This window comes from Nocardiopsis sp. iso_237 (assembly GCF_056173345.1).
In genome coordinates this window covers 5,142,960-5,165,755 of sequence record NZ_CM149669.1, presented here as the reverse complement: position 1 = coordinate 5,165,755, position 22,796 = coordinate 5,142,960, and the positions used below count along the sequence as shown (strand labels likewise).

Below are 22,796 nucleotides of genomic sequence, written 5' to 3'. Positions count from 1 at the left end.
TCTGGTCCCCGTGCGCGGTCGGGACCCCCGGGAGGTCTAGGGTGGGGCCCATGGTGCAGGAATTTGACAAGGTCGGCGTCGTAGGACTGGGCACGATGGGTGCGGGCATCGCTGAGGTGTTCGCCAGGGCCGGGTTCAACGTCGTCGGGGTCGAGATCGACCAGGCCGCCCTCGACCGCGGCCGTGGCCACGTGGACAAGTCCCTCTCGCGCGCGGTGAGCAAGGGCAAGATCACCGAGGAGGAGCGCTCGGAGATCGACGCCCGCCTCACGTTCAGCACGTCCCGCGAGGACCTCGCGGACGCCGACTTCGTCGTCGAGGCCGTTCCCGAGCGCATGGACATCAAGCGCGACGTGTTCGGGGACCTCGACCGGATCTGCCCGCCCGGCACGATCCTGGCGACCAACACCTCCTCGCTGTCGGTCACCGAGATCGCTGCGCTGACCGACCGCCCCGAGAAGGTCGTCGGCCTGCACTTCTTCAACCCGGCCCCGGTCATGAAGCTGGCCGAGGTCATCACCACCGTCTCCACCAGCGCCGAGACCGTCGACATCGTCACCGAGGTCGCCAAGCGCGTCGGCAAGACCCCGATCGCGGTGGGCGACCGCGGCGGCTTCGTCGCCAACGCCCTGCTGGTGCCCTACATCAACGACGCCGCCCGTCTCTACGAGCGCCGGATCGCCACCCGCGAGGAGATCGACGAGTCCGCGAAGAAGGCCGCCGGCCTTCCGATGGGCCCGCTCGCCCTCGCCGACCTCGTCGGCCTGGACGTGTGCCTCGCCGTCATGGACGTCCTCTGGGACGAGTTCCGTGACCCCCGCTACGCCGCCACGCCGCTCATCCGCCGCATGGTCGCCGCGGGCCGCCTGGGCCGCAAGACCGGCCAGGGCTTCTACGGTTCCGGTGACGAGGCCCCCGAGCCCCGCCCCACCGGCCGCCTCGCCGAGATGGTCCGCGAGGAGGAGACCCTCGACCTGGGCGAGATGCTCCTCGTGCCGCAGATCGACGACGCCATGCGGATGGTCGGTGACGGCTACGCCTCCGCCAAGGACGTCGACACCGCCATGCGGTTCGGCTGCGGCTACCCGAAGGGCCCCACCGAACTCCTGGAGGAGCGCGGTGCGGAGTCCGTCATCACCACGCTCGTCGCGATGTCGGAGTACAGCCTCACCACCATCGCCGTGCCCGCCCCGCTGCTCATGGACCAGCTCCCCGACGCCGAGGAGGGCGCCGCGCACGGAGGCGGCTGCGCCTGCCACTAGTGTCCTCAGGGACTTCGGCCGCCGTCACACCACGAGATGTGACGGCGGCCACTGTTCGTTCTCTCCTACCCTTGGAGGGTGAGCCCGCGCCGTAACAGCCCCCGCCGCAAGACCGCCCGGGGCAAGAGCACCCCCGGAGGCCCCCCGGACGAGGACGCCCTCATGCTGCGCGTCACCGGAGGACAGCGCCGGGAGACCGGACCCGACGGCGAGTGGGTCACCCGCCGGATCAGCGGCGGCGCCGCGACCAAGGTCTACCGCTGCCCCGGCTGTGCCCAGGAGATCCCCGCCGGAATGCCCCACGTCGTCGCCTGGCGCCCCTACGGTGACGGCGGCGACCGGCGGCACTGGCACACCTCCTGCTGGGACCGGCGCACCCACCGCTCGCCCAGGGCCCCCAGACACTGACCTGACGAAGAGGACCCATGGAGATCCGCGCCACCACGGTGCTGCCCGCCGTCCGACGGCCCATCACCCTGCACACCGCCGACGGACTGGAGCTGGTCGGAGAACTGGCCCTGCCCGAGGGGCGCAGGCCCGTCGCCACCCTCGTCTGTCTGCACCCGCTGCCCACCGCAGAGGGCATGATGGACAGCCACGTCCTGCGCAAGGCGTCCTTCCGCCTGCCCGCGCTGGCCAACGTCGCCGTGCTGCGCTTCAACACGCGCGGCACCACCTCGCGCCACGGCACCAGCCAGGGCGAGTTCGGAGAGGGCGAGACCGAGCAGCACGACGTCATGGCCGCCATCGAGTTCACCGAGTTCGAGGACCTGCCCGAACCCTGGCTGCTGGGCTGGTCGTTCGGCACCGAACTGGCCCTCAAATGGGGCTGCGACCCGCAGGTCCGGGGCGCGCTGCTGCTCTCCCCGCCGCTCCACCGCGCCGACGAGTCCGACATGCGGGTGTGGGCCGACTCCGGCAAGCCGGTGGTGGCCCTGGTCCCCGAACACGACGACTACCTGAGGCCCGACGAGGCCCGTGAGCGCTTCGCGCCCCTCACCCAGGCCGAGATCATCGGCGTCGACGGCGCCAAGCACCTGTGGGTGGGCGAACCCTACGTGCGCCGCGTCCTCGACGAGGTCGTGAAGCGGGTCAACCCGGAGGCGTACCCGCTGCCCACCGAGTGGGACGGGCCGTGGGAGAAGGATTCCGCATAACTTTGGGCCTCCGCTTCGCTTCGGCCCGGGGTTCGGCTGTATTTCCTTGGGCCTCCGCTTCGCTTCGGCCCGGGTTCGGCGCCTTTGCAGAGGGATTCTTCATCCTCGTCCACGCCTGACGCTCGTTCCTCGCTAGCGGCTCGACTCGTCTTGCAGAACCCTCTCCGGCTCCGAACGGGCACCCCCCCTGCGGAGGGGGTGTACGGGCGGGAATCACGCCTGTGGCTGAGGTGAGTGAGCGGCTTTCCTGTGGCTGAGCCCCCGGGCCTGGGTCTTCGGGTGAGAGTCACGTCTGTGGCTGAGGGGGACGGCAGAGCACGCTTCTGGACGGTGGTCGGACACGCGTGTTGGGCACTGAGGCGTGATGCGGACGTGCGAAGGGCCCGGCCCGGGGTGAACCCCCGGGGCCGGGCCCTTCGTCGTGTCAGGACGACTCAGCCGAGGCCGGTCGTTACTCCTGCCACCAGTCCTCGTCGTCGGAGCCCTTGCCGGAGTGGGCGGGCTGCTTCGGCTCCTCCGCCACGGGGGCGGGGGCGGGCGGAGCGGCCGGGGCCTCCTGCTGGATCGCGGCGGGGGCGGGAGCGGCCGGAGCGGCGGGGGCGCCGCCGCCACCGAGCAGCTGACGCAGCTGCTGGAGGTGCGACTGGATGCTGTCCCGCTGGCGGTTGAGCTCGTCGACCTCCTTCTTGGCGGCCGTCATGATCCGGTTGGCCTCGGACTTGGCGTCGCTGAGCTGGTGGTCGGCCTTGGACTTGGCCTCGGTCTCGATCTGACCGGCGTTCTTCTTGGCGTTGCTGACCAGCTGCTTGGCGTGGTTCTCGGCGTCGCGGCGGGTCTGCTCGGCCTGCTGGCTGGCCTTGGTGGCCCGCTGCTCGGCGCTGGAGGCGCGCTCCTCGGCCTCGTTGACCATCTTCTGCGTGGCGGCCTGGGCGGCGGCCAGACGCTCCGCGTCCTGGCGCTCGGCCTCGGCGCGGCGGTCGGCCAGCTGGAGCTCGAACTGGTCCTCGGTCTCGGTGCGGCGCGCCTCGGACTCGGCGTAGGCCCGCTCGGCGTTCTTGCGCAGCTCCTCGGCCTGGCTCTTGGCCGACTGGATCGTCTCGTCGCGCTCACGCTTGGCGGCGGCACGGGCCTGGGCGCACTCGCGCTCGGTGGTGGTGCGCAGCTTCGCGATCTCACCCTCGAAGGTGGCGCGCTTCTCCGCGATCTCGTGGTCGACGGCCGAACGCTTCTTCTGCACCTCGCGCTCGGTGGTCGAGGCCAGCTCGTCGGCCTCGCGGCGGGCGGTGGTGCTGATCTCCTCGGCCTCGGTCTCGGCGGCCTGGCGCTGCTCGTCGGCCTCGCGCTGGGCCAGCGTGCGGACCTCGGTGGCCTCCGATTCGGCGGCGGCGCGCATCTCTGCGGCCTCGATCTGGGCGGCCGAGCGGATGTCGTTGGCGTCGATCTGGGCGCTCTGCACCAGCTCGTTGGCCTGCTCCTCAGCGAGGCGGAGCAGTTCCTCGATGCGCGAGCCCAGGCCGGAGTAGGAGGGGCGCTCGCGCTCCTGGAGCTGGCGGTTCTTCGCGTTCAGCTCGGACTTGGCCTTCTCGAGCTGCTTGCTGGACTGCTTGACCTCGTTGCGCAGCCCGTCCAGGTAGTCCTGCACCTGGGTGCGGTCAAAGCCACGCAACACCACGTCGAACTCTGGCGGGGTGTTGTCCTCGTCGAAGATGTTGTTGAGCTGGGTGTCAATGTTGTTTGACGACATGTGGCGGAATCCTGAACGGGTGCGAGACGGCTACTTGCAAACTGCCGGGGGACGACAGGAGGGCTGCTGTGCCCCCGGGGGACGGGTTGTCGCCGGGGTGGCCGGGACGCGGGCGGACCGGTGGACGGGTTCCCGAAATGACCCTGACCGCCTCCGACGGACGCCTGGGTACTGGTGGACACCCGGATGCGACCGCCCCGGCTCACTGACCGGACTGCAAGACATGGACCAACGCCGGAGGGACATACAAATCCGGCAGCTAGCCGACTTTATCAAGCGTGACACCCCTGGGAAGGGGGTTTCGGGTAACTTCCGGCGGGGTGGGTGGTCAACCGCACCACGGGAGCTCAAGCTGTGATGAGTCCGGAACGTCCCCGTGACGTGAACCGGTCGGTCGGTTCCCTCAGCATGGCGCTAGTGGGCGCTCTGCACCAACTCGGTGAGGACGCCACCGCAGTCCTTCGGGTGCAGGAACACGATTCGCGAACCGGCCGTGCCCGAACGCGGCTCGGCGTCCAGCACGCGCACCCCGCTCTCCCCGATCCCCGCCGCGCTCGCCGCGACGTCGGCGGTGCCGAACGCGATGTGGTGCACGCCCTCGCCGTTGCGGGCCAGGAACTTCGCCACGGGGGAGTCCTCGCGCGTCGGCTCCAGGAGTTGCAGATACGTGGCGCCACCGTCGTCCGTACCGTTGATTCGGAGCATGGCCTCACGGACCCCCTGCTCCTCGTTGACCTCCTCGTGCTCCACCTCGAAGCCGTAGGTGGTCCGGTAGAACTCGACGGACGCGTCGAGGTCGCGGCAGGCGATCCCCACGTGGTCCAACCGGGTCAGACCGCCGAATGGGCCGGTGGGGCTGGGTGTGTCACTCACTGGCGAACCTCCCGAACGTCGCTGGGACCTGTGTGGGTATCGTTGCAGACCAACTGCGACACTCATCACTTGGAGGCCAGTCAGATGCCCGGTTCCGTCATCGTCGGTGGGGCCCGCACCCCGACCGGCCGTCTCCTCGGCTCCCTCGCCGGGTTCTCCGCCGCCGACCTGGGGGGCTTCGCGATCAAGGCCGCCCTGGAGCGCGCCGGGATCAGTGGTGACCAGGTCGGGTACGTGGTCATGGGACAGGTGCTCCAGGCGGGCGCCGGTCAGATCCCCTCCCGTCAGGCCGCCGTCAAGGCGGGCATCCCCATGGACGTCCCGTCGGTGACCATCAACAAGGTCTGCCTCTCCGGTCTGGACGCCATCGCCCTGGCCGACCAGCTCATCCGCGCGGGCGAGTTCGACGTCGTGGTCGCGGGCGGCATGGAGTCCATGACCAACGCCCCCCACCTGCTGCCCAAGTCCCGCAAGGGCTACAAGTACGGCTCCGTCGAGGTTCTGGACGCGACCGCGCACGACGGCCTCACCGACGCCTTCGAGGGCGACTCGATGGGCGCCTCCACCGAGCGCCACAACGGCAAGCTCGGTATCGAGCGCCCCGAGCAGGACGCCTTCGCGGCCCGGTCCCACCAGCGCGCGGCCGCCGCCGCCGAGCAGGGCCGGTTCGACGCGGAGATCGTCCCCGTGGAGATCCCGCAGCGCAAGGGCGACCCGGTCGTGTTCGCGCACGACGAGGGGGTCCGCCCCGACACCACCGCCGAGAGCCTGGGCAGGCTGCGTCCCGCCTTCGACAGCGACGGCACCATCACCGCCGGGTCCTCCTCGCAGATCTCCGACGGCGCCGCCGCCGTGGTCGTGATGAGCCGGGAGAAGGCCGAGGAGCTCGGCGCCCCGATCCTCGCCGAGATCGGCGCGCACGGGAACGTCGCCGGTCCGGACAACTCCCTGCACTCCCAGCCCTCCAACGCCATCAGGCACGCGCTCACCAAGGCGGGCAAGAAGGTCGCGGACCTGGACCTCATCGAGATCAACGAGGCCTTCGCGGCGGTCGGCATCCAGTCCACCAAGGACCTCGGCGTCTCGGAGGACATCGTCAACGTCAACGGCGGCGCCATCGCGCTCGGTCACCCGATCGGCGCCTCCGGAGCACGCATCGCCCTCCACCTGGTCCACGAGCTGCGCCGTCGCGGCGGCGGGCTCGGCGCGGCCGCCCTGTGCGGCGGCGGTGGCCAGGGCGACGCCCTGCTGTTCACGGTGCCCGGGGAGTAGCGCCGCCCCGGTCCGTGCGCGGGCCGGGCGGGAGTGAGATCGTACGGGGCGGGGGCGTCGGGCCTCCGCCCCGACACATGTCCGCAGGTCGAAGTCGAGGAGTCGCATGAACGCCCCCCAGTTGGTCGAACGGGTTCGCGGGGGTGACCGCCGGGCGCTGGCCCGCGCGATCACCCTGGTCGAGAACGGTGCCGCCGAACTGCGCGAGATCATGGCGGGGCTGGCGCCCCACACCGGCCGGGCCCGCGTGGTCGGGTTCACGGGCTCCCCCGGGGTGGGGAAGTCCACCACCACCAACGCCGTGGTGCGCGCGCTGCGTGCCCGGGACCTGTCGGTCGCGGTCCTGGCGGTGGACCCCTCCTCGCCGTTCACCGGCGGCGCGCTGCTCGGTGACCGGGTACGGATGCAGGAGCACGCCACCGATCCGGGGGTGTACATCAGGTCGGTGGCCAACCGCGGACACCTGGGCGGGCTGTCCTGGGCGACCCCGCACGCGCTGCGGGTGCTGGACGCGGCCGGGTTCGACGTGATCCTCGTGGAGACGGTCGGCGTGGGCCAGGCCGAGGTGGAGATCGCCGGTCTGGCCGACACCACCGTGGTGCTGAGCGCGCCCGGGATGGGCGACGGGGTCCAGGCCGCCAAGGCCGGGGTCCTGGAGGTGGCCGACGTGTTCGCGGTGAACAAGGCGGACCGCGACGGCGCCAAGGTGACCCTGCGGGAGCTGCGCCAGATGATCGCCATGAAGGACCGCTCGGACGACGAGTGGAAGCCGCCGATCGTCATGACGGTGGCGGCGAAGGACGAGGGGATCGACGAGCTCTGGGAGCGGGTCGAGGAACACCACGCGCACCTGGAGGGCTCGGGGGAACTCGTGGCGCGGCGCCGTCGGCGCGCCCGTGACGAGGTGGAGGCCATCGTGCTGGACCTGCTGCGCGCCCGGATGGGCGGTGTGGGCTCGGAGCACGGGCTGGACGAGCTGGCCCGGGAGGTCGCGACCGGTGAGCGTGACCCCTACGCCGCCGCAGACCTGCTCCTGAAGGAGCTCGGCGCCGTCACGGCGGAGTGGACCCCGGTGGGGGACTCCGGGCCCCGGACATGAGGCGGCCGGGGCGGACCGTCGCACGTCGGTCCGCCCCGGCCTGGCGGCGGTGCTCCCCGGATCAGAGCACCGACGCCGCTGGTTCCCGCCACCGGCCTGGACCGGAGGCGGGGGTCCTCGGTCCTACCCGCCGAGCGACGAGTCGATGGCGGCCATCAGGCTGCCGTCGGCGTCGTCGCCGTCGATGGACCAGATCATGACGCCGCCGAGGCCGTTCTCCGTCACCCAGTCGGTCTTCTGGGTCATGGCGGTCTCGTCGTCGAACGTCCAGAAGGTCTCGCCGTCGTAGAGCCAGGCCGTGCCGAGGTCGTCGTCACGGAACAGCTCGTACCCGGGGAGGTCCTTGAGGTTGCGGTACTCCTCGCTGCCGTCGGCGTAGGTGCCGGGGGCGGGGCCGGTCGCGGGCTGGAAGAGCCCGTCGCCCTCCGGGCCCGGTTCCACGCCGGTCCAGCCCTGCCCGTAGAAGGGCACGCCCAGGACCAGCTTGTCGGGGTCCACGCCGCGGTCGAGGTAGGCCTGGATGGTGGTCTGCGTGGAGATGACGTCGCCCGGGTCGCGCGGGTCCGGCGCCAGGTTCGACTGGTGGTTGGTGACCGACTCCCAGGTGCCGTGGTAGTCGTAGCCCTGGACGGTCACGAAGTCCATGTTGGGCATGATCTCGTCCAGCTCGAAGCCGGTGTCGATGCGCCACGGCCCGGCGGGCATGAACGAGCTGATCTCGTAGTGGCGGTCGGTCTCCGCGCCGAGCTCGTCCAGCTGGTCGCGGAACTCCTGGACCAGGGCGGTGAAGTTCTCCCGGTCCTCGGGGCGGACCACGTTGTGCGGGTTGCCGTCGGAGGCGGGCCACTCCCAGTCGAGGTCGATGCCGTCGAAGACGCCGTAGCCGACGCCCTCGCCGCCGGCCCCGTCGATGACCGGCAGATTCCCCTTCAGGTACAGGTCGACGCAGGAGCTGACCAGTCGCTCGCGGGACTCGGGGGTGAGCGCGGCGTCGGAGAAGTGCTCCGACCAGTTCCAGCCGCCCAACGAGATGTTGACGATCAGGTTGGGGTACTGCTCCTTCAGCTTGCGGATCTGGTTGAAGTTGCCGCGCAGGGGCTGGCCGGGGCCGTCGGCGGCGCCGTCGACGCTCTCCGAGGCGGGGACGGCGCGGCCGTAGTCGGCGCGGGCGTCGCCCTGCTCGGGCTCGTTGGTCATGAAGCACTCGCCGTCGGGGCCCACGTTGCCGAACGCGTAGTTGATGTGCGTGAGTTTCTCGGCGCTGCCCGAGTCGACGAGGTCGCGGACGGTGTAGTCGCGCTCCTCGACGCCCCACTGGGTGAAGTAGGCGATGCTGCGGCTGCCGTGCTGGGGCCCCTGGTCGGGCTCTCCCGCGCACGGTGCGCCGTTGACGGTGCAGTCGAGGAGGTGGCTGTTGCCGCCGGTGTGGACGCCGTTGAACCCGAACTGGTAGCTGCCGCCGGCGGGGATCGCGGCGCCCCAGCGCGGCGGGGTCACGGTGTAGCCGTCCTGGGCGGTGCCGGCGAGGGAGGCGTTCCACAACTGGTGGACGCTGCTGCCCTCGGGGAGGTCGAACTCCAGCGTCCAGTCGGTCAGCTCCGCCCCGGAGGTGTTGTGGACGGTGATCTCGCCGCTGTAGCCGGTGTTCCACCGGGCCGACTCGACGTAGGTCACCCGGAGGTCGGAGGGCTCGGCGTTCTCGGCGGCCACGGGCGGGACGAAGAGGGCGAGCGGCGCCACCAGCGCGGCGGCGGCCGCCACCGAGAGGTGGTTTCTGAGTCGTCGTGAGCTCACGTCGCGAGTTCTCCTGGGGGGAGGGTGTCAGGGATCTGGGGGCTGCCCGCGTCCCTGACGTGGGGGGATAAATTTTTAGGAAACTTAACTAATAATTACAGCCCCCGTCAACGCCCCGCCGGGAAGTTTTCGCCGACCCGCACCGGATTCCCTGGTCGGCGAGCGGTCGGTTCGACGAATCTGCCGAGTTGGCGGGCCGGACCAGTGGGTCGCGTCGAGAACTGTCCCTTTGTGGCCACGGAAGAGTCTTGACACGTCGTGCGCTGAAAGGGTAGGAGCCCCGGCTGGGACAGTCGGGGCTCCTGTTTCTGATGTGTCGGGAGTGGGGGCTACTGGGCCAGCGCGGCGTCCACGGCTGCCATCAGGGTGCCGTTCGCGTCGTCACCGTCGATCGACCAGATCATCACCCCGCCCAGCCCCTGGGCCTGCGCCCAGTCGGTCTTCTGGGTCAGCGCGATCTCGTCGTCGTAGGTCCAGAAGGTGGTGCCGTCGTAGAGCCAGGCCGTACCCAGGGCGTCATCCCTGTGCAGGGTGAAGCCCGGCAGGTCCTTGATCACCTTCCAGTCGTCGATGCCCTGCTCATAGGTACCCCGGGCCGGGCCCGTCGCGCTCTGGAAGAGACCGTCCCCGTTCGGTCCGGGAGCGACACCGGTCCAGCCGCGGCTGTAGAAGGGCAGTCCGAGGACCATGTCCGCGGGGTCGACGCCCCGGCTGACGTACTCCTGGACGGCGATCTCGCTGGAGAACCGCCGCGGGCTCGGGTCGTCGGCGTCGAACACCGTGTTGGACTGGTGGGCGGTGGCGTTCTCCCAGGCGCCGTGGAAGTCGTACCCCTGCACCGTGACGAAGTCGAAGTTGGGCATGAGCCGGTCCATCTGGAAGCCCGCCTCGACCTTCTCCGGGTCGGCGGGCAGGAAGGCGGTCAGCTCGTAGGGTCGACCGGTCTCGGCGCCCAGGGCGTCCAGCTGGGTGCGGAACTCCTGGACGAGGGCGGTGAAGTTCTCCCGGTCCTCGGGGCGCACCACGTTGTGCTCGTGGCCCGCGCTGCCGGGCCACTCCCAGTCGAGGTCGATGCCGTCGAAGACCCCGGCCGCCGCGCCCGGACCGCCCGCGCCGTCGAACAGGGGCAGGTTGCCGCGCAGGAACTGGTCGACGCACGAGCTGACCATCCGCTGGCGCGACTCGGGGGTCCGGGCCGCGTCCGAGAAGTGCTCGGACCAGGTCCAGCCGCCGAGCGAGATGTGGACCTTCAGGTCGGGGTGCCTCTCCTTGAGCTTGCGCAGCTGGTTGAAGTTCCCGCGCAGGTCCTGGTTCCAGGTGTCCGCGACGCCGTCCACGCTCTCGTCCGCGCGGAAGGAGCGGCCGTAGTCGGCCCAGGCGTCGCCCTGGCCGAGCTGGTTGGCCATGAAGCACTCGCCGTTGGCGTTGACGTTGCCGAACGAGTAGTTGATGTGGGTGAGGTTCGCGGCCGTGCCGGAGGTCTCCAGGTTGCGGACCAGGTAGCCGCGGTCGTAGATGCCCCACTGGGTGAAGTAGGCGACGCGGCGCTCACCGGTCGGTGAGGTGCCTCCCCCCTCCAGTGTGGTGGCGGTGACCGCCGGGCTCTCCGCGCCGCGGTTGTTGGAGGTGTCGAACGCCCGGACCGTGAAGCCGTACCGGGTCAGGGGCGCCAGGCCGCCGACCGTGGCCGTCAGGGCGTCCGCGCCGACCGAGCGCACGACCTGGCCGTCGGAGACGATCTCGTAACCCGCGACGGCGACGTTGTCCGTGGCCGCGTCCCAGGACAGGGCGACGGTGTTCGAGGTGACCTCTCCGACGGTCAGCCCGCCGGGTGCGGAGGGCGCCTCCGTGTCGGGCTCGGCGGGTCCGCCGGAGCAGGAGGCGCCGTTCACCGTGCAGTTGACGGGTGCGGTCTCCGCGCCGCCGTGAGTGCCGTTGAAGCCGATCTGGTACGAACCGTTCGCGGGGACGGTGGCGCCCCAGGACGGCGGGGTGAGGGTGTGCGTGTTGCCGTTCGCGGTGTGGACGGCGTTCCACAGGCTGGTGATCCGGACCCCGGTGGGGGTGTCGAAGCTGACCGTCCAGTCGGTGAGGTCGCTGGCGGTCTCGTTCCGGATCGTGATCTGTCCGCCGTAGCCGCTGTCCCAGCGGGACGTCTCGACGTAGGTGACGGACACCTCGCCCGGCGCGGCGGCCGCCGGGGCGGGGGACAGGAGGGGGACGACCAGCAGTGCCGCGGCCAACGCGGCGAGCCGGGTTCTCAGATGGCGTGCTCTCACGGGGCTCTCCTCATGGGGGAGGGGTGGGGGGACCGCAGGGGAGTGGGGGGCTCCCGGCAGCGGAAGGAGTCCTTGCGGAGTCGGGGTGCGTGGGATCTGAGATGGGAATTCCAAGGACGGTGGCGAGCGAGCCATAGCGCCTCTGAAGTGGGAAAACCAATTTTTAGGAAAGTTAACTAATAGTTTCCCGCGCGTCAATGAGAGTACGCCGACTTTCTTCGCCTTTCGTGGAGTGGGGGCGGGCCCGGACCGCCCCGGACCGGCTTTTCCGAGTTGGGGTACCGGACCAGTGCCGCGTGGCCCTCCTGTCCCCTTCCGGCCAGGGGAACCCCTTGCCCTTCCCCGTCGATCGTGCAGCGGTGCGGGATCGGGGTGAGAGGTGCCGGGTCGCGGCGGGGCGGTGGTCCGGCCCCCCGTGCGCCTCTTCACGGGGGTCGGAGGGCCGGGGAGCACGGTTAGAGTGACGGCGTGGGAAACCCTTTGAACCTTCCGTTCGACCCGATCGAACGCGCTCACGACAACTGGAGTGAGAGATGGGGTGCCTCGCCCGCCATGGCGGCGGTCACCTCCCTCATGCGCGCGCAGCAGATCCTCATCGGTGAGCTGGACGGCACTCTCAAGCCGTTCGGCCTGACCTTCGCCCGGTACGAGGCGCTGGTCCTGCTCACCTTCAGCTCCTCCGGCTCACTGCCGCTGGGCAAGATCGGTGAGCGCCTGATGGTGCATCCCACCAGCGTCACGAACACCATCGACCGGCTGGAGGGGCAGGGCCTGGTGCTCCGCCTCCCCAACCCGAGCGACGGCCGCGGCGTCCTGGCGGAGATCACGGAGGCCGGGCGCGAGGTCACGGAGGAGGCCACCCAGGCGCTCCTCGGAATGGACTTCGGGCTCGGCTGCTACTCCGGTGAGGAGCTGTGGGGCATGCACGAGGCGCTCACCCGGCTCAGGGTGGACTTCGGTGACTTCCCCGCCCCCGTGGCCGAGGCCGCCGAGCAGCGCTGACCGGGCCGGTCACCGGCGCTCGCGCGCCGGAGGCGCCGTGTCTGTACATATATAGTTGGACGTCCTACTATCTTCGTATGGCGAACACCACAGGAGAGCCCACGGGCGGCGGGTCCGACGAGATCGAGGCCGGACGCGACCGCTGGCAGCGCCGCTACGACGCCGCACGCAAGCGCGACGCCGACTTCACCTCGCTGTCCGGCCGCCCCCTCGCACCCGTCTACGGGCCCCGGCCCGGCGCCGAGGTCCCCGGGTTCGAGCGCGTCGGCTGGCCCGGCGAGTACCCCTACACCCGCGGCCTCTACCCCACCGGTTACCGGGGGCGCGCCTGGACCATCCGCCAGTTCGCCGGGTTCGGCAACGCCAGGCAGACCAACGAGCGCTACAAGATGATCCTCGCCCAGGGCGGCGGCGGGCTCTCGGTCGCCTTTGACATGCCGACCCTCATGGGCCACGACTCCGACTCGCCCCACGCCCTCGGAGAGGTCGGGCACTGCGGCGTGGCCATCGACTCGGTCTCCGACATGGACCTGCTCTTCGACGGCATCCCGCTCGGTGAGACCACCACGTCCATGACCATCAGCGGACCGGCCATCCCGGCCTTCTGCATGTACCTGGTCGCGGCCGAACGCCAGGGCGTCGACGTCGGCGGCCTCAACGGGACCCTCCAGACCGACATCTTCAAGGAGTACATCGCCCAGAAGGAGTGGCTGTACCCGCCCGAGCCCCACCTGCGCCTCATCGGTGACCTGATGGAGTACTGCGCGGAGCACATCCCGGCCTTCAAGCCGCTCTCGGTCTCCGGGTACCACATCCGCGAGGCGGGGGCCACGGCCGCGCAGGAGCTGGCCTACACCCTGGCCGACGGGTTCGGCTACGTGGAACTCGGCCTGTCCCGGGGGCTGGACATCGACCGCTTCGCGCCCGGTCTCTCCTTCTTCTTCGACGCCCACATCGACTTCTTCGAGGAGATCGCCAAGTTCCGCGCCGCCCGCCGCATCTGGGCCCGCTGGATCCGCGACACCTACGGCGCGAAGACCGAGAAGGCCCAGTGGCTGCGGTTCCACACCCAGACCGCCGGGGTCTCCCTCACCGCGCAGCAGCCCTACAACAACGTCGTGCGCACCGCCGTCGAGGCGCTGTCCGCCGTGCTCGGCGGCACCAACTCGCTGCACACCAACGCGCTCGACGAGACCCTGGCCCTCCCCACCGAGCAGTCCGCCGAGATCGCCCTGCGCACCCAGCAGGTCCTCATGGAGGAGACCGGCGTGGTCAACGTCGCCGACCCGCTCGGCGGCTCCTGGTACGTGGAGGCCCTCACCGACGAGATCGAGGCCGAGGCCGAGCGGATCTTCGAACAGATCCTCCGCATGGGCGGGGGAGAGGACGCCGAACACGCCATCGGGCCGATGACCTCCGGCATCCTCGCCGGAATCGGGAACGGCTACTTCAGCTCCGAGATCGCGGAGTCCGCCTTCCAGTACCAGCAGGCGCTGGAGAAGGGCGACAAGCGCATCGTCGGCGTGAACTGCCACACCAACACCGTCTCCGGCGAACTCGACATCCTCAAGATCAGCCACGAGGTCGAGCACGAGCAGAAGCGCGCCCTCACCGACCGCCGCACCCACCGCGACAGGGACGCCGTGGACCGCGCCCTGGCCCGCCTCCTGGAGGGTGTCCGGGCCGACGACGGCAACCTGATCCCGCTCATCATGGACGCCGCCCGAGCCGAGGCCACCCTCGGCGAGATCTGCGCCACGATGGGCGAGGAGTTCGGTACCTACACGGAGGACCCGCAGTTCTGAATTGGGCCTCCGCTTCGCTTCGGCCCGGGCGCCTGAACACGAGCGCCCCCTTGCGGCGAAGGCCTGGGGGTGTGGTGGGAGATCCCGGGGCGGTCCTCGAACCGCTCCGGGATGCGGCAGGATAGGGAACATGCAGCCTTCGGACTTTTCACCGAACAGTGCGGTTGACCTCGGGGCGCGCAAGGCGGCCTTGGAGCGTGAGGCCAAGCAGCGTGCCGAGGTGTCGGCCGGTCGAACCAACCCCTATTCCGTCAACGCCGACGAGTCCAACTTCCAGCAGGTGCTGGAGCGGTCGATGGCCGCCCCGGTCGTGATGGCGGTTCTGGCGAGCTGGTCCGAGCAGTCCAAGCAGGTCGAGGCGGTCCTCGACAAGCTCTCCCAGGGCTCCGGCGGGAACTGGCTCCTGGCCAAGATCGACAGTGACGCGAGCCCGCAGCTGGTGCAGGCCCTGCGCGTGTCCGGGACCCCCACGATCATCATCGCGGTCCAGGGGCAGGTGATGCCCCTGATGCAGGGTCCGGCCAACGAGGAGCAGCTGCGCGACGCCCTCACCCAGGTGTTCGGCGCGCTCGCCCAGCAGGGCATGCTGCCCCCCGGCCACCCCGGGACGGTGGACGGCGACCCCTCCGAGATCCCGGAGGAGTCCGAGCCCGCCCCCCAGGAGGACCCTGTGGCAGCGCAGGCCCAGGCCGCTCTGGAGAGCGGGGACTTCGAGGCCGCGGCGGCGGTCTTCGAGAAGGCCCTGGAGGACGACCCGAAGAACGTCGACCTCAGGGCCAACCTCGCCCGGGTCCGGCTGGTCGGCCGTCTCCAGGACGTGGACGGTCCCGCTGTGCGCCGGACGGCGGACGAGGACCCCGCGAACGTGGACGCGCAGATCACCGTCGCGGACATCGACGTGTACGGCGGCGAGTACGAGGCGGCCTTCGACCGGCTCGTCGAGACGGTCCGGCGGACCTCGGACGACGACCGCGACCGGGTGCGCGGGCACCTGATCTCCCTGTTCGACCTGCTTCCCGCAGGTGACCCCCGGGTGAACGCGGCCCGCCGCAAGCTCACCTCGGCCCTGTTCTAGGTCGGTTGTGACCGGCCCCGGGACCCCCGGGGCCGGTTTCTTTATGCGGATTTCCTCCCCGTGTGTCACCAGGAGCGGCAAATCGGTGCGTATTTACCGATTTGAAGATGGGGGGATAGCGCCCCCGCCGCGGGGTAGAAGCTGGGGAGAAGTTCCGTTCGGCGAACCGGGCAGGTGTTCCATGGTGAACAACGACGCTACGGCGCCCGTGGTCACGATCTCCGCGACCTTCGGCGCGGGCGGCAGTGTGGTCGGCCCCGCGGTCGCCGCCCGCCTCCACGTCCCCTTCCTCGACCGCGCGGTCCCGAGTGCGGTGGCGGCCGAGATCGGCTGCTCCCTGGACGAGGTGCTCCAACGCGACGACCGGACCCCCGGCGGGTTCGAGCGGCTGCTCGCCAGCGCCGCGCGCCTGCCCACGGTCACCCTCGGCAGCGTGGACACCGGCTTCATCGGCACCACCAACGAGGAGGGGCGCCTCCTCTACGACCACGAGTTCGTCGAGCAGACCGAACGGGTCATCCGCGACGTCGCCCGCACCGGCGGCGTGGTCCTGGGGAGGGCCGCCGCCGTGGTGCTGGCCGACCACCCCGGTGCGCTCCACGTGCGCCTGGACGGGGAGCGGACGGCCCGCCTGCGCAGGGCACGCGGCCTGTGGGAGAGGGGCGACCCGGGGGAGTTCGGCGGGCGCACCTGGGACCCGAATCCGCCCACGCTCCGGCTCCTGGACGACAACGACCGCGCCCGCGCGGCCTACGTGCGCCGCTTCTACCGCACGGATCCGGCCGACCCCGGCCTCTACCACCTGGTGGTCGACTCCACGGCGCTGTCCACCGACGCCTGCGCGGACGTGGTGGTGCGCGCCGCCGCCGACCGCGCGCGGGGCTGAGATCCCCGAAGATGCTCGGAATTAATGCGATTTTTTCCGAAGGCGTTAATTGTCACCTTGTGCTGACGTTACCTGCTTGACTCGGGTAAGGTGAGGCGACTCGGTTGTGGGATCCCAAGTACCGCCCCCGCCCGGCAACCGAGGCCCGCGCAGGACGCCCGATGACCGGGTGTTCCACGGCGGGACGCGCAACCGTCACGGACCCGGGTCCGATCGGCGCGCAGGCGCCGACGAGGCTCCACCGGGTCCGGCCACGGAGTGCAGGCCGTGCGCCCGACCCCCGGTGGAGGAGTCCCGACGTCGGTCCGTACGTCCACGGGAGGGGCCGCCGGTGTGCCCCGCGGACGCATGACATCAGCAAAAGCCAAGGAGCAATACGTGGCCACCCTTCCCAGCGTTTCGTACTCCATCACCGTCCGCCTCGAACTGGACGCCGGAGGCAGCGCGGTCGGCAGCCTCACCAACGCGGTGGAGCAGGTCGGCGGCATGATCACCGCCCTGGACGTGGCGGCCGCTGGGCACGAGCGCATCCGCATCGACGTCACCTGCGCCGCCCGCGACACCGACCACGCCCAGGCCATCGTCGACGCCCTCGGCGGGGTCGAGGGGGTCGTGGTCCACAAGGTCAGCGACCGCACCTTCCTCATGCACCTCGGCGGCAAGATCGAGATGAAGTCCAAGGTCCCGCTGCGCAACCGCGACGAGCTCTCCATGGCCTACACCCCCGGTGTCGCCCGCGTCTCCCAGGCCATCGCCGCCAACAAGGACGACGCCCGCCGCCTGACCATCAAGCGCAACAGCGTCGCCGTGGTCACCGACGGCTCGGCCGTCCTGGGCCTGGGCAACATCGGCCCCGAGGCCGCCATGCCCGTCATGGAGGGCAAGGCCGCCCTGTTCAAACGCTTCGCGGACATCGACGCGTGGCCCATCGCCCTGGACACCCAGGACGTCGACGAGATCGTCCGCACCGTCCAGCTGCTGGCCCCCGGCTTCGGCGGGATCAACCTGGAGGACATCTCCGCCCCCCGCTGCTTCGAGGTCGAGGCCCGCCTGCGCGAGCTCCTCGACATCCCCGTCTTCCACGACGACCAGCACGGCACCGCGATCGTCGTGCTCGCCGCCCTGCGCAACGCCCTGCGCGTGGTCAACAAGAAGCTCTCCGAGGTCCGCATCGCCATGTCCGGCGCGGGCGCGGCCGGTACCGCCATCCTCAAGCTGCTCATGCACGCCGGTGCGCGCGACATCATCGTCAGCGACGTCCACGGCGCCGTCCACGCCGGCCGCGACAACCTGGACAGCAACCTGCGCTGGATCGCGGAGAACACCAACCCCCAGGGCTACAGCGGCGACCTCAAGGGTTCCGTGGCCGGGGCCGACGTCTTCATCGGCGTCTCCGCCCCGAACCTGCTCGGCGGTGACGACATCGCGGAGATGAACGAGGACTCGATCATCTTCGCGCTGGCCAACCCCGACCCCGAGGTCGACCCCGAGGTCGCCCACCTGCACGCGGGCGTGGTGGCCACCGGCCGCAGCGACTACCCGAACCAGATCAACAACGTCCTGGTCTTCCCCGGCTTCTTCCGCGGCCTGCTGGACGCCCAGAGCCACCACGTCACCTCCGACATGATGGTCGCCGCCGCCGAGGCCCTGGCCGACGTGGTCACCGAGGACGAACTGGGCCCGAACTACATCATCCCGAGCGTGTTCCACGCGGACCTGTCCACCCACGTGGCCACCGCCGTGCGCGAGGTGGCCCAGCGCGGCCAGTCCGAGTAGCGATTCGGGGAGTCGGCCCAGCGAGGGGCGACCACCGGGCCGGTTTTCCGGGTAGGTGTGGAGCATGGACCAGTCGACACTGACCGGGCGCCTGCTGGTGGCCGCCCCCCTCCTCCAGGAGGACTCCTTCCGCCGATCGGTGGTCTTCGTCGTGGACGACGCCGACGACGGCACCCTCGGGGTCATCCTCAACCGTCCGCTGGAGCTGCCGGTGGACGAGGTGGTGACGGACTGGGGCGCCTACGCGAGCGCGCCCCGGGTGATGTTCTCGGGCGGGCCGGTCGGCACCGACTCCGGGATCGCCCTCGGCACCGTGCCCCCGGACGAGGCTCCGCCCGGCTGGGCCCCCTTGGAGGGGGTCGGTCCCGGCCCGGAACTGGCCGGGGTGGGGCTGGTGGACCTGGAGGCACCCACCGAGTTCCTGGGCGCGGCACTGGTTTCCCTGCGGGTGTTCGCCGGGTACGCCGGATGGGGTGCCGGGCAGCTGGCGGGGGAGATCGGGGAGGGCGCCTGGTACGTGGTGGACACCCTCGCCGACGACCTCTTCGGAGGTTCCCCGGAGACACTGTGGTCGCGGGTGCTGCGCCGCCAGGGCGGCGAGATGGCCCTGTTGTCCACCTATCCTGACGATCCCACCATGAACTGAGCGGTTCGCCGAGGGCTTCGAAGTGGGGCGCGTCACCCTATACCGTGGTAGACGGACGTTGAAAGGTGTGAGGACGATGTCGATGGATGTCCTGAACAAGGTTCTTCCGGACAGCGAGACCAGGCCGGACATCTCGCACGACGACGGGGACCGGGAACGGTTCGCCCACTACGTGCAGAAGGACAAGATCACCCAGAGCGCGGTGACCGGCGACCCGGTGATCGCGCTGTGCGGCAAGGTCTGGGTGCCCAACCGGGACCCGAAGAAGTTCCCCGTGTGCCCCGACTGCAAGAAGGCGTACGAGGACATGATGAAGTGACGGCCCCTCGTGGCCGGAACGCGGAAGGGCCCTGACCCACCCCGAGGGGTGAGCCGGGGCCCTTCGTGCCGTCCGGGGGCGGGCCCCGGGGATCAGGCCACGGCGCCCGCGCGTCGGCGGGTGGCGACCAGGGCGGTGCCGCCCGCGGCCACCGCGACCCCCGCCGCGACCAGGAGGCCGGTCAGGGCCGCACCGGTGTTGGGCAGGCCGGGCTTGCCGCCGCCCTCACCGGGACCGGGCGTGGGGTCCGGGGTCGGAGCGGTCCCGCCGTCGCCGCCGCCGGTGCCGCCACCGGGAACCCGCACGTCCTCGTCCACGCTCACGGTGAGGCTGATCGGGTCGAGCCGCTCGCCCGCGCCGTAGAAGTCCGCGAAGGCGGGGACGCCGTCGGCGGTCAGGGTGGCCGGGATCGGGTCCCAGGACAGCACGCCCTCGTCCAGACCGTGTCCGACGCCGGACAGGTCCAGGTCCGCGAAGGCCACGTCGTCGTAGGTGACGAGCTCCTCGTCGGTGAGGGACTTGCTGACCACGTCGGCGTAGAGCGTGCCCGTGTCGCCGTCGATCTCGACCCGGGGGTCGGAGACGGTCATGTACAGCAGGGGGTCGGCGTCGCCGTAGACGTGTCCCTCGAAGAGCACGGTCCCGGCGAAGTCGATCTCCGCGACCCCCTCCTCCAGGTTCACGCTGCCCGTGCCGTCGGTGAAGGAGAAGGTGTCGTCCTCGTTGCGGGTGGCGCCGTCCTCGGTGCGGATCGCGCCCTTGGCGATGTTGCCCTCGATGTAGGTGCGGAAGGACTCCTTCACACCCCAGTCGGCGCGGCCGTTGTACACGGTCAGGTCGCCCTCCGGGGTCTGGCCGCCGCCCTCGCCGCCGCCCTCGCCGTCGCCGTCGCCGTTCCCGGCGGCCGTGAAGGTGACGGGGGTCCACACGTCCTGGTCACGGTTGTCCAGGTCGTGGCGGTCGTTGAACACCGCCACGTAGCACTGGCTCTCCAGGCAGTCGTAGGCCGTGCCGCCCTTCTCGAAGGCGCCGACGACGTCGAGGTCGGTGCTGAACGCGCCGTCCGCGTCGGGCGCGGATCCCTCACGCAGCCACACACCGCTGCCGTACCAGTGCTGCGGGTGCGAGGCGTCCGACCGGGCGATGCCGGTGAGCGCCACGTACACGCCCGACCCGGGCCGGAACCCGGTGCCGTCGACCCGGACGGTCTGGCCCTCGGGGTCCAGCCCGGTGGTCTGGTCGACCCGCACCTCGGGGGAGGGGGCGGGCACCTCGGGGTCGGTGGGGTCGGTCGGGTCGGTGCCCCCGGCCGCCTCGGTGGTGAAGGACAGCGGGTCCATGGTCTCGCCCGCCGAGTAGAAGCTGGCGAACGGTTCCACGGCGTCGGCGTGCAGGGTCCCGGCCTCGGAGGTGAAGGTGATCACGTCACCGTCGACACCGATCTCGGCGCCGGTCAGCTCCGCGACCGCCACCTCGCCGTACTCGACGAGGTCGCCCGGGGGGAGCGCCGGGTTGGCGCCCGCGAACTCGCGGCTGGTCACGTCGGCGTAGACGGTGGCCGCGCCCTGTCCGTCGAACTCCACGCGCGGGTCGTTCACACGGATCTCCAGGACGGGGCCCTGGCCGTAGTCGTGGCCGCTGAAGACCACCCCGCCGGAGAAGCTCACCGCACCGGAGGAGTCCTCCTTGGAGACCGTGCCCTCGGCGGTGGGGAAGTCGAGGGTGCCGTCGGTGTTGCGGCTGGCGCCGTCGACCGCCTCGTAGCCGCCGTGGGCGATGGGGCCGGACACGTAGTTGCGGAAGGACTGCTTGACGCCCCAGGTGGCGGAGCCCTGGGTGACGGTGACGGGGGCCTCCTCGGCCAGGGCCGGTGCGCCTCCCAGGGTGAGGGAGGCGCCGAGGGCGGCGGCTCCCGCGAGGCAGAGGAGGGCGCGCGGGGAGCGGCGGCGTGGGCCCGCTCCGGCGGCTCTCGTGACGGTGCTGCTCATGGGGACGGGTTCCTATCGACTCGGGGGATGGACGGGTGCCGGTTCCGGTCGCGCACCGGGTTCCGGGCAGGGGAGTGGGGCAGCGGTCCCGGGGCTGAGCGGGCGCTGGTGGGGCCGCTGAGGGAGAACGTGGTCGGTGGTGCCTAGGCGGTGGTCGGGGCCGGGGTGGCGGCACGGCGGCGCGCGGCGAACAGCGCCACGGCACCGGTGAGCACGGCGACGGCGGCGGCCAGGACCAGGCCGGTCAGGGAGGACCCGGTGGTGGCGAGCGGACCGTTGCCGCTCCCTCCGGAGCCGCTGGGGCCCGCGCCACCCGCACCGGACGCCGTGGTGCCGCCGGTGGTCCCGGATCCGGTCGCGCCGTCGCCGGAGGCGCCGCCGTTCCCGCCGGACGCGCCCGGGTCGCCGGTCTGTCCGCTGAACGTCACGGGGACGAACACGTCCTGGCCACGGTCGCTGGAGCGGGTGTGGTCGTTGCGGGTGACGACGGCGCAGTCGGTGGCGGCGGAGAGGCAGTCGGTGTGCTCGTCCGATCCCTTGACGGTGAGCTCGACCGTGAACCCGCCGTCGGTGCCGCCGCCGGTGTAGGGGGTGGCCAGGCCCTCGCCGTAGGGCGGCGGGTTGCTGGAGACCCAGACGGAGGCGCCGCCCTCGCCCTCCATGTCCACGCCGCCGATGCACGGGCTGGGCGCCTGGGTGGAGCTGGCGTTCGCGGTGTCGCACAGGGCGACGTAGACGCCCTTGGAGGTGTCGTAGCCCGTTCCGGTCACGGTCACCTTCTCGCCGGAGGGGTCGAGCCCGCTGGTCCGGGAGACGGTCAGGGCCGGGGTGCCCGGGGTCCGGGGAAGGGTCCGCGGCGCGGACTGGGCCTGGGGAGCAGCGGGCGCCTGGGCGGAGGCGGGGGCCTGGGGCCGGGAACGCGGTGCCGACGGTGCGGCGGGGGCGGCGAAGCTCACCGGGACCACGCCGACGACGGGCGCGCTCCGGGGGCGCGCCGGGGCGGTCACCGGTGCGCTCCGGCCGGGGCCGGGGGCCGAGACGACCTCGGTCCCCTCCACGTCCCGTGCTTCCGGCGCGGTGTCGCCCTCGGGGTCCGGAGAGCCGGGAGCAGTGGGTTCGGGGGTCCCCGGGGTGGTCTCCTCGGGGACGGGAGCCCCGGCGATCTCGGTCAGGACGATCTCGAAGGGGTCCTCGGCCGTGTCGAGCCCGGCCTCGGCGGCGAAGCCGACGCCGGTGACGAGGTCCTCCGTGAACAGGCCGCGCTCGTCCACCTCGACGCGGACGGTGTTCCCGGTGTCCAGGACGGCGGACTCGTCGGAGTCCTCGGCCGACGCGGCCGGGGCGGGCAGCGCCCGGGTGGTGATCTCGATCAGGCTTCCGGGGTCGTGCCCGATCCCGGACACCGTGACGGTGTCGCCCCGGGGGTCGAGCCCCTCGGTGCGGTCGACGACGGTGGTCCGGGGATGGGCGCGGTGTTCGGTCGGGGCGGCGAGCGCCGTGTCGGGCAGGGAGGCGGACAGGACCGTCGCGGCCGCCACTGCGGCCAGGGAGGGGAGGAACCCACGGAGGGAAACCGCTGCTTGCATCGGGGGCCTTCGCGTTCGTGCGGGCCGGACGGTGTCCGTCACCCGCGAGACCTGGGGAATGGGGTTTAGGTTATGCTTACCTTGGCAAAGTGAGCCTTACCTAACTTGATCCCGCGCTGGAACAGTGGAACACCGCACCTCCACGGTTGTCAAGAAGATGACGACCTGTCATGAAAAAGGCCGCATCGCACCCCCGCTCCCCGGCGACACCCGGCACACGGATCCATCGAAAG

18 protein-coding genes are annotated in these 22,796 nt (G+C 71.1%); 12 read left to right on the top strand and 6 right to left on the bottom strand.

The window, feature by feature from the left end; translation table 11 throughout:
* The first annotated feature begins 50 nt into the window (after positions 1 to 50).
* The 3 genes from AC0VYM_RS23275 to AC0VYM_RS23265 all read left to right on the top strand — a co-directional run bounded on the left by AC0VYM_RS23275 (position 51) and on the right by AC0VYM_RS23265 (position 2,419).
* The gene (locus AC0VYM_RS23275; protein WP_475455561.1) at positions 51 to 1,262 is read left to right on the top strand and encodes a 3-hydroxyacyl-CoA dehydrogenase; all 1,212 of its coding nucleotides are present in this window, start codon (positions 51 to 53) and stop codon (positions 1,260 to 1,262) included.
* A 78-nt stretch (positions 1,263 to 1,340) separates the two neighbouring features.
* Positions 1,341 to 1,670: an ATP/GTP-binding protein gene (locus tag AC0VYM_RS23270; RefSeq protein WP_475455559.1), complete on the top strand. Its 330-nt coding sequence runs from the start codon at positions 1,341 to 1,343 to the stop codon at positions 1,668 to 1,670.
* A gap of 17 nt (positions 1,671 to 1,687) precedes the next feature.
* Positions 1,688 to 2,419, top strand: coding sequence for an alpha/beta hydrolase (locus AC0VYM_RS23265; protein WP_475455557.1), 732 nt, complete (start codon positions 1,688 to 1,690; stop codon positions 2,417 to 2,419).
* A 451-nt stretch (positions 2,420 to 2,870) separates the two neighbouring features.
* On the opposite strand, the gene AC0VYM_RS23260 is transcribed toward AC0VYM_RS23265, so the two are convergent.
* Positions 2,871 to 4,163, bottom strand: a complete 1,293-nt coding sequence (locus tag AC0VYM_RS23260; protein WP_475455555.1) for a DivIVA domain-containing protein — start codon at positions 4,161 to 4,163, stop codon at positions 2,871 to 2,873.
* Positions 4,164 to 4,577: 414 nt separating this feature from the next.
* Positions 4,578 to 5,036: a methylmalonyl-CoA epimerase gene (gene mce, locus AC0VYM_RS23255; RefSeq protein WP_475455553.1), complete on the bottom strand. Its 459-nt coding sequence runs from the start codon at positions 5,034 to 5,036 to the stop codon at positions 4,578 to 4,580.
* Between the two features lie 84 nt (positions 5,037 to 5,120).
* Between mce and AC0VYM_RS23250 the strand changes: the two genes are divergently transcribed.
* Both AC0VYM_RS23250 and meaB read left to right on the top strand, forming a co-directional pair.
* The gene (locus AC0VYM_RS23250) at positions 5,121 to 6,308 is read left to right on the top strand and encodes an acetyl-CoA C-acetyltransferase (RefSeq protein ID WP_475455551.1); all 1,188 of its coding nucleotides are present in this window, start codon (positions 5,121 to 5,123) and stop codon (positions 6,306 to 6,308) included.
* Between the two features lie 106 nt (positions 6,309 to 6,414).
* Positions 6,415 to 7,407: a methylmalonyl Co-A mutase-associated GTPase MeaB gene (gene meaB / locus AC0VYM_RS23245; RefSeq protein ID WP_475455549.1), complete on the top strand. Its 993-nt coding sequence runs from the start codon at positions 6,415 to 6,417 to the stop codon at positions 7,405 to 7,407.
* A gap of 123 nt (positions 7,408 to 7,530) precedes the next feature.
* On the opposite strand, the gene AC0VYM_RS23240 is transcribed toward meaB, so the two are convergent.
* Complete coding sequence (locus AC0VYM_RS23240) at positions 7,531 to 9,201, bottom strand: glycosyl hydrolase family 18 protein (RefSeq protein ID WP_475455547.1); 1,671 nt, start codon at positions 9,199 to 9,201, stop codon at positions 7,531 to 7,533.
* Between the two features lie 329 nt (positions 9,202 to 9,530).
* Positions 9,531 to 11,480, bottom strand: coding sequence for a glycosyl hydrolase family 18 protein (locus tag AC0VYM_RS23235; protein ID WP_475455545.1), 1,950 nt, complete (start codon positions 11,478 to 11,480; stop codon positions 9,531 to 9,533).
* 480 nt (positions 11,481 to 11,960) lie between these two features.
* Between AC0VYM_RS23235 and AC0VYM_RS23230 the strand changes: the two genes are divergently transcribed.
* From AC0VYM_RS23230 to AC0VYM_RS23200, 7 genes are all read left to right on the top strand, one after another.
* Positions 11,961 to 12,482: a MarR family winged helix-turn-helix transcriptional regulator gene (locus AC0VYM_RS23230; protein WP_475463182.1), complete on the top strand. Its 522-nt coding sequence runs from the start codon at positions 11,961 to 11,963 to the stop codon at positions 12,480 to 12,482.
* 77 nt (positions 12,483 to 12,559) lie between these two features.
* The gene (locus AC0VYM_RS23225) at positions 12,560 to 14,287 is read left to right on the top strand and encodes an acyl-CoA mutase large subunit family protein (RefSeq protein WP_475455543.1); all 1,728 of its coding nucleotides are present in this window, start codon (positions 12,560 to 12,562) and stop codon (positions 14,285 to 14,287) included.
* A 130-nt stretch (positions 14,288 to 14,417) separates the two neighbouring features.
* Positions 14,418 to 15,362, top strand: coding sequence for a tetratricopeptide repeat protein (locus AC0VYM_RS23220; protein ID WP_475455541.1), 945 nt, complete (start codon positions 14,418 to 14,420; stop codon positions 15,360 to 15,362).
* Between the two features lie 181 nt (positions 15,363 to 15,543).
* Entirely contained in the window at positions 15,544 to 16,248 is a 705-nt protein-coding gene (locus AC0VYM_RS23215; RefSeq protein ID WP_475455539.1) for a cytidylate kinase-like family protein, read from the top strand.
* A 378-nt stretch (positions 16,249 to 16,626) separates the two neighbouring features.
* Positions 16,627 to 18,024, top strand: a complete 1,398-nt coding sequence (locus tag AC0VYM_RS23210; RefSeq protein ID WP_475455537.1) for an NAD-dependent malic enzyme — start codon at positions 16,627 to 16,629, stop codon at positions 18,022 to 18,024.
* A 64-nt stretch (positions 18,025 to 18,088) separates the two neighbouring features.
* Positions 18,089 to 18,670: a YqgE/AlgH family protein gene (locus tag AC0VYM_RS23205; protein ID WP_475455535.1), complete on the top strand. Its 582-nt coding sequence runs from the start codon at positions 18,089 to 18,091 to the stop codon at positions 18,668 to 18,670.
* Between the two features lie 76 nt (positions 18,671 to 18,746).
* Positions 18,747 to 18,989 carry a DUF3039 domain-containing protein gene (locus AC0VYM_RS23200; RefSeq protein ID WP_357758318.1) on the top strand — a complete coding sequence of 81 codons (243 nt, stop codon included), beginning with the start codon at positions 18,747 to 18,749 and terminating at the stop codon, positions 18,987 to 18,989.
* Between the two features lie 92 nt (positions 18,990 to 19,081).
* Here the strand turns inward: AC0VYM_RS23200 and AC0VYM_RS23195 are convergent, their stop codons facing one another.
* Positions 19,082 to 20,977, bottom strand: a complete 1,896-nt coding sequence (locus tag AC0VYM_RS23195; RefSeq protein ID WP_475455532.1) for an HtaA domain-containing protein — start codon at positions 20,975 to 20,977, stop codon at positions 19,082 to 19,084.
* A gap of 143 nt (positions 20,978 to 21,120) precedes the next feature.
* On the bottom strand, positions 21,121 to 22,563 hold the full coding sequence (locus AC0VYM_RS23190; RefSeq protein WP_475455530.1) for a cell wall protein: 1,443 nt from the start codon (positions 22,561 to 22,563) through the stop codon (positions 21,121 to 21,123).
* Positions 22,564 to 22,796 lie beyond the last annotated feature (233 nt).